At 49.0% G+C, this 15,085-nt stretch carries 9 protein-coding genes; 4 read left to right on the top strand and 5 right to left on the bottom strand.

Going from position 1 to position 15,085, the window contains the following annotated elements; translation table 11 throughout:
- Positions 1–181 precede the first annotated feature (181 nt).
- The 4 genes from DXN05_RS06775 to DXN05_RS06760 all read left to right on the top strand — a co-directional run bounded on the left by DXN05_RS06775 (position 182) and on the right by DXN05_RS06760 (position 4,651).
- Positions 182–1,345 carry a hypothetical protein gene (locus DXN05_RS06775; RefSeq protein WP_147313850.1) on the top strand — a complete coding sequence of 388 codons (1,164 nt, stop codon included), beginning with the start codon at positions 182–184 and terminating at the stop codon, positions 1,343–1,345.
- A gap of 12 nt (positions 1,346–1,357) precedes the next feature.
- Entirely contained in the window at positions 1,358–2,629 is a 1,272-nt protein-coding gene (locus tag DXN05_RS06770) for an amidohydrolase family protein (RefSeq protein ID WP_116846495.1), read from the top strand.
- A gap of 186 nt (positions 2,630–2,815) precedes the next feature.
- Positions 2,816–4,075, top strand: a complete 1,260-nt coding sequence (locus DXN05_RS06765) for an LVIVD repeat-containing protein (RefSeq protein WP_116846494.1) — start codon at positions 2,816–2,818, stop codon at positions 4,073–4,075.
- Between the two features lie 3 nt (positions 4,076–4,078).
- Entirely contained in the window at positions 4,079–4,651 is a 573-nt protein-coding gene (locus DXN05_RS06760; protein ID WP_116846493.1) for a hypothetical protein, read from the top strand.
- Positions 4,652–4,744: 93 nt separating this feature from the next.
- On the opposite strand, the gene DXN05_RS06755 is transcribed toward DXN05_RS06760, so the two are convergent.
- From DXN05_RS06755 to DXN05_RS06735, 5 genes are all read right to left on the bottom strand, one after another.
- Positions 4,745–7,195 (bottom strand): glycoside hydrolase family 95 protein, encoded by a 2,451-nt coding sequence (locus DXN05_RS06755; protein ID WP_116846492.1) that lies wholly within the window; start codon positions 7,193–7,195, stop codon positions 4,745–4,747.
- 102 nt (positions 7,196–7,297) lie between these two features.
- The gene (locus DXN05_RS06750; RefSeq protein ID WP_116846491.1) at positions 7,298–9,571 is read right to left on the bottom strand and encodes a glycoside hydrolase family 3 N-terminal domain-containing protein; all 2,274 of its coding nucleotides are present in this window, start codon (positions 9,569–9,571) and stop codon (positions 7,298–7,300) included.
- A 178-nt stretch (positions 9,572–9,749) separates the two neighbouring features.
- Positions 9,750–12,002, bottom strand: coding sequence for a GH92 family glycosyl hydrolase (locus tag DXN05_RS06745; protein ID WP_116846490.1), 2,253 nt, complete (start codon positions 12,000–12,002; stop codon positions 9,750–9,752).
- 189 nt (positions 12,003–12,191) lie between these two features.
- On the bottom strand, positions 12,192–13,472 hold the full coding sequence (locus DXN05_RS06740; RefSeq protein WP_116846489.1) for a glycoside hydrolase family 71/99-like protein: 1,281 nt from the start codon (positions 13,470–13,472) through the stop codon (positions 12,192–12,194).
- A 23-nt stretch (positions 13,473–13,495) separates the two neighbouring features.
- Positions 13,496–15,040 carry a RagB/SusD family nutrient uptake outer membrane protein gene (locus DXN05_RS06735; protein WP_116846488.1) on the bottom strand — a complete coding sequence of 515 codons (1,545 nt, stop codon included), beginning with the start codon at positions 15,038–15,040 and terminating at the stop codon, positions 13,496–13,498.
- Positions 15,041–15,085: the final 45 nt, after the last annotated feature.

The raw sequence follows: 15,085 nt of genomic DNA, 5'->3' as shown, positions 1-15,085 counted from the left end.
TTCCCGGCATTTACCTCCGCTTGTGGAATTTCACCGGTTTCTTTCCCGTTCCAGATAAGACCCGCTGTTTACAACAGTGCAGCATTGCTATGCTTTTATTCCCCCGCTGCACACCCAACTCCTCCCGTAAAAACGCATGCCTGCACAGGCACACCATTTATTATGCTTTAACCGCTTTGCCATGAATACAGGATTCTTCAACTCCCCATTGTTGTCAACCATCATTTGCCTGGTGCTCATCTTTGCTTTGCTGAGCCTGCTGGTGAGCACCCTCACCGAAGCCGTAAACGGTTATTTCCAGGAACGCGGCCAGCTCTTGTACAAAACCATCGGCAATATGTTTTACGATGGCATCAATGTCAACTTTGGCCAGCTGCTGTATCACCACCCCATGGTGAAGAACCTGAAAAAAGACAAATATAGCCTGCCCCAGTATATCAGTGCTGCCCTTTTCAGCAATACACTTATCGATGTTATTTGCAATACCGCACGCTCTTATGGCACAAGTGCCGCCACACCGCCAGCCGGCCAGGCCGTTACCCCTGTACCGGATTCCGTGTTTAACAAGTTTAAAAAAGGCGTGGAACTTATGCACCATACAGACCTGAAGATGCTGCTGGTGAATATGGTGGAACGGTGTGAGAACATAGCCAAAGACGATCCGCTCCCCCTGCTTAAAACCGAAATACAACAATGGTACAACGACCAGATGGAACGCACCTCAGGCTGGTACAAAACCTGGATGCGCCACCGTATTTTTTATATCGCCCTGCTGGTGGCGCTGGTGCTGAATGTAGATAGCATCCATCTTTTCCAGACACTGTACCGCAGCCCCGACCTGCGCAATAAACTGGAACCAATTGCCGAAAGCATGGCGCAGCGCTACAGCGAAGCAAAAACCGACACCTCGCTTGCTGCACTGGACCGCGCATACAAGGCTATTCAAGCACCCGGGCAAAACACAGACAGCAGTTTCCAGCGCATGCTTGATAAATACAACAATGTACTACACAACCAGCGTTCGGTGATAGACACCCTGTTTTCTCATATCGATACCACGAAACACTTGCAGCAGGTACTGGTACAAATTGATTCCCTGTCAACCATCGGCCTGCCGCTGGGCTGGCGGGGCAGTATGGCGCCGTTGAGCTGGTTTAATTATAAAACACCTGCAGACAAAACCTATTTTGAAGAACACAAAGTATGGTCGTTCACCAACTTCTTCCTCTACGTTGCCGGTATCTTCATTACCAGTTTCTCATTAACTGCCGGTGCACCTTTCTGGTTCGACCTGCTGCTGCGCGTAGTCAACATCCGCCGCTCAGGAGCCAAACCATCCAACTAAAAAACGAATGACATGAACACCTCTTTTACCAACATACACACACATATATTCACAGTAAATCATGCCCCGGATTACTTCCTGAAAACAGTGATCTCCAACACCACACTGGCCGAATGGGTAAATAAACTGCTGCAGAAGAAAGGCACACGCTGGGCCATGAAAGGCGCATTAAAAGCGCTCACTATTTTTTCGCCCGGCAAACTGGAACTGGTGAAACGGTATATTGAGTTTATCGAAACAGGCACCTCTGTAAGCCAGGAAGACATTTTTAAACCGCTGAATAAATACTACGCACGCTTTGAAGGCGGACATAAGATCATCGTGCTCACACAGGTGCTTGACTTCCTCGATCTCGAACAAACATCTACCCACATACGCGTGCAAACACAAGTGGAAGAAGTATGCAACCTGAAGCGCAATGCACTTTACCGCGACAATATCTATCCCTTCCTGGGCATCGATTCCAGGCAAACAGGTTTCTCGCTGCTGGAGCAATGGGCAAAAAAATACATTAACACAGAGGCAGGATTTTATGGTTTGAAAATATACCCCGCAGCAGGCTTCTTCCCGTTCGATAAACGCCTGGATGAAGTATGGAAATGGGCTGCCGGAAACGGTATCCCGGTAATGACGCATTGCACACGCTCCGGATCGTTTTACCTCGGCAGGTTCGATTCAATATTAGGCAGCGGCAATTTCCCGGTAGAAAGCCTGAATGAAAATGCAACCGTGATGCCCTCTATCAGGCAACGCATACAAAATGTAGGGAATGATACGGCACTGCACAAGAAAAACCGCATCTGGTGTAATGTATTCGGTCACCCGGAGAACTATATCCCCATTCTTGAAAAATACCCCGACTTTAAATTATGCCTCGCCCATCTCGGTGGCTCAACAGAAGTAAGGCGGAGTGCCTTTCCCACCGAAAAATCAGAAGGCCCGGCCTATCCTGATTACCTGAACGACAACTGGTACGAGCATGTGATTGCACTCATGAAAAAATACAAAAACGTATATTCTGATATCTCCTACACACTCAGCGATCGTAAGGCATTACAGGCCATTATAGACCGCTTTAAACAACCCGATATGGTAGACGGGTGGGGAACCCCATTGATAAAGAAGCTGATGTATGGCACCGACTATTATTTAACACAGGAAGAAGAAGATGGCGACGAGCCCGGCCTGCAGAAAAACTTTCTTGAGCTGTTTGCACCCGACCAGGTAAAGGCATTGGCGTATGATAACCCCGGCACCTTTCTTACATCGCTGATTCACCCCTGACCCTGTTCGGGCATTCAATGCCATTTAGTTAACAGCTCTTTGTAGCCTTTGCGGGTTTTCCCTTTGTGTTTCTTTGTCCACAGGGCTCCTTCGGAGCGGTAAAAAATATTACCTGAACGGTTGCGGAATATCCTTTATGCATGCAACGTTTTTTACAAGCCTGCCATCAAGGGTTAAACGCATAATATGAAATCAAAACTAATAGCGGCAACTATTGCCTGCTGTGCAGTTATTTACTGGATAGCAGGCTGTACCAAAGACACCACCAAAGAACAATACAGCTTTTACACACCCGTGTACCAGGAACGGGAAACCGTATATAAAAACATACAAACCAGCGCGCCCACACCTATTAACCGTACCGGCAAACTGGTTGTAAAAGGCAACTATATTTTCCTCAACGAACCTGACAGGGGCATTCATATTATAGACTACAGTAACCCAGCACAGCCCAAAAACATTGGCTTTATTAACATTCCAGGCAACAGGGAAGCCTCTATACAAGGCAATTACCTCTATGCAGATTGCTATACAGATTTAACTGTTACTGACATCAGCGACCCGCAGCATGTGCAATTGAAAAAAGTAGTAAACAATGCCTTCGGCCAGCGCTTTTACAGCAATGCTTTTATTAACGACAGCAGTAAAATAATTGTAGACTGGGTTCGGCACGATACCACCATTGAACGCAGGTTCTCCGACGTGTATAAAAATCCCACCGGCTTAGTTTACTATGTAACCGACAACCCCATGTCTTTCGCAAGCGCTTCATCATCAGGCGGCGGCAGCAGCAGTGGAGTAAATGGTTCTATGTCAGCCTTTGCTTTATTGAAGAACCGCCTGTATACCTGCCGCTATGGTAACTTCATGGTCTATAATTTATCCAATGCTACAGACCCTGCATACGTAGGCAGCGCACCAATAGCCTCGAACATAGAAACAATATTCCCTTTCGGCGACAACCTGTTCCTGGGCGCAACAACCGGCATGTATATCTACAATACGGCAGATCCAGACCATCCGGCTGCAGCGGGCATGTTCGGCCATGTGCGTTCCTGCGACCCTGTTGTGGCTGATGAAAAAACAGCTTATGTTACCCTGCACACCAACACACGCTGCCAGGGCAATGTAAATGAGCTGAACATCATCGACATTACTGATATTCATCACCCCGGTACACCCGTGACTTTAAGCATGACTTCACCCAAAGGATTGAGCAAAACCGGCAACCTGTTGCTGGTATGTGATGGCAATGTAAAAATCTATGATGTAACAAAACCTGCAAGCCCCAGCCTTATTTCACAGGTAAGTGTGCCCGATTCCTACGACATAGTCACTATAGGTCACACAGCCATTACGGCAACCGACAAGGGTTTGTATTTCATTGACTTCACTACCCCGGCTTCCGCAAAAGTACTGGCAAGCATACCCATCCTAAATCAATAACCCATGAAACATTTTTTACTGGCAGTGCTGTTTGCTGCCATTGCACATTGTGCGTGCGCACAACAGGTAAAAATGCCTTCCCTTTTTGTAATGCCACAGGTATCCCTGCTCAACGGCGACGACCATGTAAGTGCCGATGTATCTTTATCAGCAGGCTTGCAACACAACAAGTGGATGGCAGGTATTGGCGGCGGGTTGGACTTCTATAAAATACGCAGCATACCGGTTTTTGCAACCGCGCAGTACCAGCTGTTTCGTAAACCGGAAACACCGTTTGTGTATGCACAGCTTGGCACCAATATTCCCAGCCCTTTAAAAGACCAGCATTATTATGGCTTTTCTCACTACACGGAGAGTAGCTTTAAAAACGGCCTGATTGCAGCAGGCGGTATCGGTTATCATTTGTGGGATAAACACAGCAGGGGCGTAAGCTTGAGCCTTGGCTACACGGTTAAAACGCAGCGGGAATACTATGTCGAAAACCAGTACGACACACGTGGCCTGCTGCGACAGATTACCCATTCCATGAAATATACTTTTCCAAGGTTCAGCTTGTCTATGAGTTTGCGGTTATAATGAAGTATGGTCCATGGCTGCCAATATAAAGGAGACAATGGGTGCAGGGTTGGGTAAACTAATACAGGTATGGTGAAACGCAGGCGCATAACTTTATGGAATGGCAATGAGTGTATAGGTTTGCCCTTTTACAGTAGATAAGTCATACAGTTGCGTTGCCGGCAAGGGCAATGTAGCAACCAAAGCCTTACTGCTTACCAGTGGTTGTTTGATGGCATCTGTTGCATAAAAAACATTGCTGTTAGCGCCGCTTGCCGCAGATAATACAGCACCGCCCTGCATACGCAGCGCAGCAGGCAAACGCAGCCGGCAGTTGCCACCCAGTACAGACTGCAGCACCAGTTTCACCAGCCTGCCATTGTTCCATTGCATATCTTTTATAATAAAGCCACCCGGGGCACGCAATCCTTGTACACTGCCCGTTTTCCAGGCAGCAGGCAATGCAGGCAACGGATACAAACATCCATCATAAGTTTGCAACAGCATCTCAGTAATACCCGCTGCACAGCCAAAATTACCATCAATCTGGAAAGGCGGATGCGCATCCAGCAAATTGGGATACGTACCGCCGCCATCGTGTGCACCAACCGGGCTTAGCTGGTTCCTGATCAATTGGTAGGCATGATCGCCATCCAGCAAACGCGCCCACCAGTTTACTTTCCAGCCCATTGACCAGCCGGTGGAAATATCGCCGCGGTAAATCAATGATTGCCGCGCAGCAGCAAACAATGCCGGGTTACTGAATGGTGAAACCTGGCTGCCGGGATACAAACCAAACAAATGCGAAATATGCCGGTGCTTGTCTGCCGGATCATCCAGGTCTTGCAGCCATTCCTGCAACTGCCCGTGCTGGCCAATCTGCATAGGCGGCAGGCGCAGCTTCGCAGCAGTTACCTGTGCAGCAAATGCTTTATCCGTATCCAGTGCGGCTGCTGCATGTTGTACATTCGAGAACAGGTCAAATACCAGCTGGTTATCCATTGTAACGCCCGCAGCAATAGATTTACCGTTATGTGATTTGGGACTATTCTCCGGCGAAATAGAAGGTGCTACTACCAGCCATTGATGCGTGGGTTCTTCGGTCAGGAAGTCAAGAAAAAACTGTGCAGCACCCTTTAAAGCAGGATATGCAGAACGCAGGTATTGCTTGTCTCCGCTATAGAGATAATGCACCCACAAATGCCTGCTGAGCCATGCGCCGCCCATGGGCCACATGCCATAATAAATAGGATCAACAGGCCCAGTAATACGCCACAGATCCGTGTTGTGATGCGCCACCCATCCGCGTGCGCCGTACATCACCTTCGCAGTCTGTTCACCGGTAACAGACAACTCTTTTACCATTTGCAGCAAAGGCATATGCATTTCAGGTAATGCAGTTACTTCACTGGGCCAGTAATTCATTTCAGTATTGATGTTAATGGTATACTTACTGCCCCATGGCGGTACCATTTTATCGTTCCAGATGCCCTGCAGGTTGGCGGGTTGCCCGCCCGGCTGCGAAGCCGAGATCAGCAGGTAACGCCCGTACTGGAAATACAGCGCCACCAGTTGCGGATCATTGCCTGCAGCAAATGCTTTCAGGCGTTCATCAGTTGGCAATTCCGCAGCAGGTGTGGTACCGAGATTCAATTGTACCCGGTTAAAATATTGCTGGTATGCTTTTGTATGTGCTGCGAGCAACTGCGCATAGGTTTGTTGCTGCGCCTTATTTATGTAAGCGCTTACATATTTTTTTTCATCGCGGGTAAGATCATGGTAATTATTCACGTTGGTGCCCATACTAATGAGCAGCGTCACTGCTGTTGCCTGTTTTACACTAAGCCGTTGGCCACTAACCTGTACAGTGCCGCCCGTATGCAGCACCCGCACCTGTGCACAAAACTTCACCTGCCCGGCTACACCATCTTTGGTGCTGGTGATACCGGTTAACAGCAATCCATCATTATCAGCAGTGATCTCACTTTTTTGTTCACTGCTGAAACCTGCATCAAAACTCAATGCCGAGGGTTTGCTGGCCGTTAGATGCACCACGATCACCTGTGCAGGTGCAGAAACAAATACCTCGCGCGTATAACGCACACCACCTGCTGTATAAGTGGTGGTAGCCACCGCACGCGCTATATCCAGCTCACGGCGATAATCATTGTATTGCTCATGACCGGGAAAACTGAGTGATAAATCGCCCACCGGCTGGTATTGCATACCATTGATCTTCTCCGACTGAATATTGGCAGCAGCCAGCGAATCCGCGCCTACATAGTCACCCGCAAACAAGCGCCTGCGGATCTCCGGCAAGGCAGCCAGCGCATGCGGATTATCGTTGCGGTTAGGCCCGCCGCTCCACACCGTAGATTCATTCAGCTTCAGCAATTCGGCACCGGGATTGCCATACACCATGGCACCCAGGCGTCCGTTACCCACCGGCAAAGCCGCCTCCCACACTTTACCTGCAGGTTGTTTGTACCAAAGCTGCATACCTGTTTGCTGCGCGCCGGCCACTGTTGCACACAAAGCCAACGCAGCAGGCAATACAGATTTCATCACCCTATGTATCATCATCCGTAAAAGCTTTTGATGTTTTATTAAAAGCGCTGGCGCGCATGTTCTTCCCCATGCCATATCTCCGCTTTCACTCACAACTCACTATCTCACCCTCAAACTATCCACCTGCCTGATATCCGCCGAAGAGCTGCCCGCCATAACCGTAAACCAGCCCGGCTCTACCACATGCTTCATCTCCCTGTTCCACAGGGCCAGTTCTTCAGCCCCCAGTGTAAATTGAACTGTGCCTTCCCCGCCTGACTTCAGGTAAATACGGCTGAAACCCCGTAACGATTTCACCGGTGTGGTTACACTACCCACCCGGTCGCGGATGTACAGCTGCACCACCTCTGACCCTGCTGTAGTGCCGGTGTTTTTAATGTGCACAGTTACCGTTGCTTTTCCATTCACAGGTATTACAGCAGGCTGCACTGTAATATCAGAGTAGTTGAATTGTGTATAGCTGAGGCCATGTCCAAACGGGTATAAAGGCGTGTCTGCTTCATCTACATATTTATGCGAAGTAGTTGGTTTGCGGTTGTAATAGAACGGCAACTGACCTACAGAGCGTGGAAAACAAATCGGCAGTTTGCCTGATGGATTGATATTGCCGAGCAATACATCAGCGGTAGCCAAACCGCCTGCTTCGCCACCAAACCAGCTTTCAACAATAGCGGGCACATTGTCTGCCACCCAGCCCAATGTTAAAGGCCGGCCATTGAACAGTACTGCAACCACCGGTTTGCCTGTAGCCACAAGCGCCTTCATCAAATCAATCTGCTGCTGACCAAGATCAAGATGCGCACGGTCTTTACCCTCACCAATTACGGCAGATTCCTCGCCCAGCACCACAACTGCCACATCTGCATTACGGGCAGCAGCCACGGCTTTTTGCAGCAGCGCCTGTTGTTCTGCAGCAGGCGCTTTGCTATCTGCATAACCCGGCTCATATGCCAAGTTCACTTTGCCCGCAGTTCGTTGTTTCAGGGCATCAAGAATAGAGACACCTTTGGATGAATCATTGGCATAACCGCCTACATAATTGCTGGTAGCCAGTGCACCAATCACAGCAATACTGCCTTCATTGGCGCGCAATGGCAATACCTTATTGTCGTTTTTCAGCAATACAATGCCTTCCTGTGCAGCCTGCAGGGCAAGCGCCGCATGTTCAGGCGTATGAAACACCTGGTTCTTTAATTGTGTATCAGTGTAAGGATGATCGAATAAACCCAGCATAAATTTTACACGCAGCACATCACCCACTGCCCTGTCCAGCTCCTGCATGGAGAGATTTTTACTGCTCACTGCCTGTTGCATGGCCTTCATAAAATCAGCATGCGCAAAGTCGTAGAACTGCATATCCAAACCGGCCTTCAGTGTTTCTGCCAGTGCATCGCTCATGTCATCCGCCACCTGGTGTGCTTCCAGGCTCATTTTAATGGCACCCAGATCAGACAGTACAAAGCCGTTAAAACCCCATTCCTTACGCAGCACATCGGTGAGCAACCACTTGTTGTCTACACAGGGCACACCATCCAGCTCGTGGTAGGCAGCCATAATACCTTTGGCCTTTCCTTCTTTCACGGCTTTCTCAAACACATATAAAAAAGAAGACCGTGCTTCCCGCTCGCCCATATTCACTGCGCTGATATTCGCACCACCCTCGGGCACGCTGTGTACGGCAAAGTGTTTGGGTTCAGATACAACAGCATTGTCACTGTTTAAAGCTGTTCCCTGCAAACCTTTCACCATGGCAACACCATTGCGCGCATTGAGATAGGGATCTTCACCATAAGTTTCTTCCACCCTGCCCCAGCGCGGGTCACGTGCCAGGTCAAGCACAGGGCCCAATATCATATCCACACCATGCGCTCTTGTTTCTGTGGCAATCGTGCGGCCAGCCTTGTATACCAGTGCTGTATCCCACATGGCAGACAACTGCAGCGGCACCGGGAACTCGGTACTGCCCAAACCCGAATAGCCATGCAGCCCTTCTTCTATAAACAACACCGGTATGCCAAGCCGCGTGTGCTCCATAGCATACCGTTGTATATCGTTACTTACACCGGCAGTAAGCGGGTACAGGTCATGTACAGAACCAATACCTTCCGTGCCGATCATTTCCTTTGTTTTTTCAGGCGACCAGGATGCGGCTTCATGCCCCTGCATGTTGGCCACTTCCTTTCCCCAGTACATATCCAGCTGTTTAATTTTTTCTGTCACCGTCATGCGTTTCAGCAGATCGGCCACCCGCTCATTTACCGGCAATGCAGCATTGCGGTAAGCATAGCCGGCATCTTTGTTATATACGAATGAGTAAAAAAGAAACATGCCGCATACACCCAGCAGGCATGCACCGTACCTGGTCACTTTCATAATGGCTTCGTTTAATTAAGTTCAAATGTTCAAATCGTTCAAATGCGCAATCTTGGTTCAATTGTTCAATCGTTCAAATGTTCAATGCTGTTTATTATGCCAGTGGCTGTGTCCTCACAGCCACCGCTTCATCGCTAAGTTTATTCACTATTGCCTATTCACCAGTGATCCACCCTCACTACTCACCATTCCCCTTCCCCCACGCCTTATTCGGCTTATCCCCCATCCACAAATCCACCGTGGCCCCACTGGTAAGCTGCTGATGGGTAAACCACGGCGTGTTCAGCGCCTTACCGTTAATAGCAGCACGCTGAATGTATTTGTTGGTATTGGAACAATCATGTGCATTCACTACAAAATCGCGGCCGCCAGGCTGGTGAATCGTAATCTTTTTAAACAGCGGGCTGCCGATGGTATATGCAGGCAAGCCGGGTGTTACCGGGTAAAAGCCCATGGAAGAAAACACTACAAAGGCCGACATGCCACCACCATCTTCATCACCGGGTATGCTGAAAATATTATCCCTGAACCACACATCCAGCAAAAAGCGTACGCGCTGTTGTGTTTTCCAGGGCGCATCGGTAAAGTTGTAGAGATAAGGAATATGAAAGCTTGGCTCATTACCCATAGAGTATTGTCCCACCAACCCGGTTGCATCAGGAAACTTGTTCCAGAATGCATATTTAGACATGCCGAGTTGTTCGCGGTACAACTGGTCAAGCCGTTTTTCAAAAGCCTGCTTGCCACCCATGAGATCTATAAGACCAGGGATATTCTGCTGCACCTGCCACAGGTACGTCCAGCCATTGTTTTCATCGTAGTATTCACGGCCGCCCATACCGCCGTCAATTGCAGGATCAATATTAATCCAGTTACCCTGGTCATCTTTTGGCAGAAAAAACTGCCGTTCTGCATTCCACAGGTTGCGGTAATTTTCGCCCCTTGGCGCAAAGGTAGCAGCGTCAGCTTTTTTGCCCAGTTCACCGGCCATCTGTGACAAAGCCCAGTCGTCATATGCTGCACCAAGTGTTACCGCAACAGCCTGTCTTTTCTCAAACGGGTGCACTTCCGGAACTGTTTCTTTAGCACCCGGCGGCAAGGCAGGAAAATAACCATGGGTATGATAATAATCGTCCAGCACAGTTTTTTCACCATTGCGCCAGGGCAGCAGCGTGGCATCTGTTGCATTTTTCTTCATGCCTTCAAATGCTTTCTGTGTATCAAAATTGCGCAGCCCTTTGCGGTAGGCATCAAGGAATACGATAGATGAATGAAAACCATTCATACAGGCATGGTCACCAAACAACACCGGGAACGTAGGCATCCAGCCGCTTTGCGCATACATGTTCACGTATGATTGCAGCATATCTTCTTCCTGCGCAGGATGCAGTATCATACGCAGCGGGTGCAGGGCCAGGTAAGTATCCCACGACCAGTCATCTACATAAAAAGTTCTTTTGTCGTTGTGTATCTTTTTATCGTAGCCGCTGTAATAGGCCCCGTCTTCGGTAATATCGGTCATGCGCTCATGGCAACGGTACAAGGCCGTGTAAAAAGCGCGCTTTTGTACATCGGTACCGCCCTCTACGGCTATCTGGTCCATAATATTGTCCCATGCCTGCTTGCCATTCGCTTCAACTGCTGCAAAACTTTTACCATTGATCTCTGCAAAGTTCTTCTTTGCCTGTTCTGCGCTGATAAAGCTGATGGCATAACTAAGCGTTATTGCTTTTGTGCCTGCCGGGAAACTGATGTACGCCTTGCTGCCGGTACCGCTGATGTGGTTACCCGGTTGCGGCTGCGCGTTCTGTATGATACCCGGTTCACCTGCGGTGCTCAATACGCCGTACACATAAATCTTTACATCATCGTGCCAGGTTTCCATACCGGTAACCACCTTACCATCTGCAAAATTCCAGGATGATTCACCGCCATTGTATGCACCAAACAGTAATGATTTCTGTGCCGCTTCAGGAAAACTGAAACGGAACATGCCTGCTTTTTTTGCAGCAGTAAATTCAACGGTGATACCGTCGTCAATTAGATAGGTAGAATAATACCAGGGTTTGTTTATTTCAAGACCATGATCATACGTCATGCGCTTTTTCCATGCACCCGGTGTTACCGCGTCAATGGTTGGTTTTATGGCAAACACCTGCCCCAGCCTGTGCGATACCACGGTGAGCGGGAAGCTGGAGATCTGGTCGTCCATATAATCGCGGCGCTGCGGCGTAAAACGGATCATTTGATTAGGCAGGTGCACCGTTGGCCTGGTAGGCTCTAACAATTGCCCCATATTACCAATGGTAGGATCAATGTAATCGGTATTGTGTTTGGCTGTCAGCGTATCATTCGCATGCACCTGTTGCATGCTGCCAGCCATCATCAGTAATGCGACCAGGCCGGGGAATGTTTTCAATTTGTTTCTCATGAATAATGCATTTATCAATACGATCTCGGCAACATCATTTAGTTAAGCAACCTCTTTGTGTTCTTTGTGAGTTTTCCCTTTGCGCTACTTTGTGGTAAAAAATATCTTTCCCAGCCAACCCACATCATATGCCGTTCGCTTCACAATGTAATACGCAGCACGCGCAACTGCAACAAACAATCAGTAACGCTATAACTTAGCAGGGAAATTCAGCTGCAGCGGTTTTTCCCTGCGCAGCATTTTTGCCGCCTCGCCGGTGAGTTTCAGGTATAAATCATTGGGCACACCTTCCATAGATAAAAACGACACCTCTTTTCCCTGCGGCGGGTTATCGCTGCATTTAAAAATGGCCGTGCCTTCATTTACTTCATCAAACATGGCTACATACAACATTTCAGCACCTGATTGTATCGCGGTGCTGAGCATTTGCCAGTAAAACCGGCCACGCTGCCTGGGTATGGAACCTACAGGTTTTATATCATCAGGAAATTCGTGCATGCTCAGGTTATGCCAGCTGAAGCCGGGATACACACAAGGCACATACTGTATCTTGTTTTGCCTGCACCAATCCATATCAGCGATCAACTGATCGCGAAACCGGTCCATATCGTTGTGCAGTAAGGGTGAAAAGCGCTGCACGCTCCACGGCAGTATAATATCGGCCTGTTTAATAATGCCATGCAGGTAGGGATCGTGTATGCAGTCTGCATTCAGTTCGCGCCAGCTGTTGGGTACGCCGAGCAGTACGGTGCAATGCCCGTATACAGGGTCGTTGTGCAGGAAGTCTATCAGCCGCTCCAGTCCTATGTTGCGGATATCATACGGCCTGTCAGGGAAGCCAATACCCCAGATAGCCACAACAGGTTTGCCGTTTTCCTGCAGGTAGGTGTTATTGGCACGGCTGGTTACTTTCAGCTGGTCTACCAGGTATTTCCAGTCTTCCATAATCGCAGAGCAGTCCTCACCTTTTGCATGCAGGCCCGATAAATCGTACATCACCGCAATAGCGCGTTTGTATTTGGAAGCTGCATCCATTGCGTTCTGCAGTATCACAGACGATTCCTGCTTTCCCCTGCTGCCTTCCCGTGTGTTATCGAAAAAGCGCTGCATAAAAACACCATCCACACCATATTGCTGCATCCATTTAAAATGCAGGTCTACCGTGCTTTTATCGTACGAGCTGAAAAAGCGTGCAGGTTTGCCATCCTGTTGTGTAAAAGTGGTGGCGTATGTTTTTTCATACTCGCTTACATCGGGCCATACATCAATACCGCTGCGGTGTTCATCACCATATACATAGTGGGTTGATCCCGATGCATCGCCCGCTGCCCTGAACCAGCCCTGGTAGCCGGCCATCACAAGCCCTTTATAGGTGGGATACAATGTTTCGCTGCTGTGTTTTACCTGTGCTGAAGCCAGCAGCGTGGCGCATAACGCCAACGCTGTGAGCTTCCATTTGCCTTGTTTCATGTAGATGCTGAAAATTGAAAAGTTTAATAGCCTGTGTTCTGCGCCCACTGCGGGTTGCGCAGCATTTCGTTAAACGGTATGGGCGACAGGTATTTCTGCTGCAACACGGTGGGACTGCCACTCGTGGTGCCGGGTATCTGGTTTTCCAGCGGACTTCTGGCTGCTATCACCTGTGGCAACAATTGCAGGCGAACAATATCAAACCAGCGAATGCCAAACTCACCCGCAAATTCATACGCTCTTTCATATACCACCGAATCACGGAAAGCTGTTTTATCCAGCCCGCCGGTTAATGCCGGTAAGCCTGCACGCTGGCGCACCTGGTTAATGGCAGCATAGGCATCGCCGGTTGGGCCGTTGCCCGACATGGCGACTGCTTCTGCGTAATCCAGTAATACCTGCGGGTAACGGATAATGTCCAAAGCCTTGTTGGTGCTGGGATTGATGGATTGAATGGTGGTTTCTGTTTCTTTCACACCATCCCCATTCAGGCCAGATCTGAACTTTTTAAAGTAAGGATGCCCTGCATGTGTTTCACTTGAATTCCAGGGAACCAGCTTATAGGTGTTATCGCTTTGCAACAGTTTGATAGTGGTATAAAATGTTGCGTCTGTGCGGGAGCATTTGGGTGCGTTGAGGTAAAAATTAATCTCCGGGTAGTAATCATCCCAACCGCCTGAGCCGTCGAGCGCTATTTCATCCAGCGGTACAGATGATGAGCCGAAACTGCGCTGCGGCAAGCCTCCGCTAACATTGAACTGTAAGGCAAAAATAGATTCCGGTGTATTGTTGGTGGTGAATACCTGTGCATAGGGTGTACTCAGGTTGAATTTGCCGGAGCGTATCACTGTATCGGCTTCCGCAGCTGCCGAAGCATAATAATTGCTCTGGTTTAAAGGCCAGCCTGTCATGGTAAGGTATACATCGGCCAGCATGGCGCGTGCGGCAAACTGGTTGGCTTTACCGGGCTGCCCGCTGAACGATTCGGGCAGCCAGCTTTTTGCTGTTTGCAGATCACTGATAATGGAAGCATAGATCTTGCTTACTGAATCCCTTGGCGGGCGTGCATCTGCACTAATAGGTGTTGTAATCAGCGGCACCGGGCCAAAGGTACGCACCAGGTTATAATAGCCCCATGCACGTAAAAACAGCGCCTGCCCTGCGGCCTGGCGTTTCTGTTCATCACCCGTACTTACTTTTTCATAGTTGGCCAGTACGTTATTGGCCTGGTAAATCGCCTTCCACGGCCCCTGCCATTGTGCAACCATATTGTTGTTGGCGCTGCCACCATTCAGGCGGTCAAAGTCACGCATGTCTGCCTTGTTCAAACCCGGGTCGGTTGTTAAATCATCCGAACCGAAATAAGATGTCATACGGCTGGTGAAACCGTAGGCCCCGTCAAAGGAATATTGTTCGTAAACCCCGGCCAGCGCAGCATCCAGGTCGCTCTGCGTTTTAAAATACGTAACCGGTGTTAAACTTGCCTTGGGATCTTCGTCCAGTTTCTGGCAGCCTGTAATGGCCAGCACAACCGAACAGGTAATGGAAATAAAATATGTTGAGCGCATGGCTTTATTATTTATGATACAATCAATCTGTTACCGTATGCAGCT

Source organism: Deminuibacter soli, assembly GCF_003412455.1.
GTDB classification, from domain to species: Bacteria; Bacteroidota; Bacteroidia; order Chitinophagales; family Chitinophagaceae; genus Deminuibacter; species Deminuibacter soli.
Note: the sequence above shows the minus strand (reverse complement) of the source record. Positions and strands in the feature narration are given on the sequence as shown.

Coding starts and splice junctions, on each gene's coding strand:
- DXN05_RS06775 (WP_147313850.1), top strand. CDS start 182: ATGAATACAGGATTCTTCAACTCCCCATTGTTGTCAACCATCATTTGC.
- DXN05_RS06770 (WP_116846495.1), top strand. CDS start 1,358: ATGAACACCTCTTTTACCAACATACACACACATATATTCACAGTAAAT.
- DXN05_RS06765 (WP_116846494.1), top strand. CDS start 2,816: ATGAAATCAAAACTAATAGCGGCAACTATTGCCTGCTGTGCAGTTATT.
- DXN05_RS06760 (WP_116846493.1), top strand. CDS start 4,079: ATGAAACATTTTTTACTGGCAGTGCTGTTTGCTGCCATTGCACATTGT.
- DXN05_RS06755 (WP_116846492.1), bottom strand. CDS start 7,195: ATGAAATCTGTATTGCCTGCTGCGTTGGCTTTGTGTGCAACAGTGGCC.
- DXN05_RS06750 (WP_116846491.1), bottom strand. CDS start 9,571: ATGAAAGTGACCAGGTACGGTGCATGCCTGCTGGGTGTATGCGGCATG.
- DXN05_RS06745 (WP_116846490.1), bottom strand. CDS start 12,002: ATGAGAAACAAATTGAAAACATTCCCCGGCCTGGTCGCATTACTGATG.
- DXN05_RS06740 (WP_116846489.1), bottom strand. CDS start 13,472: ATGAAACAAGGCAAATGGAAGCTCACAGCGTTGGCGTTATGCGCCACG.
- DXN05_RS06735 (WP_116846488.1), bottom strand. CDS start 15,040: ATGCGCTCAACATATTTTATTTCCATTACCTGTTCGGTTGTGCTGGCC.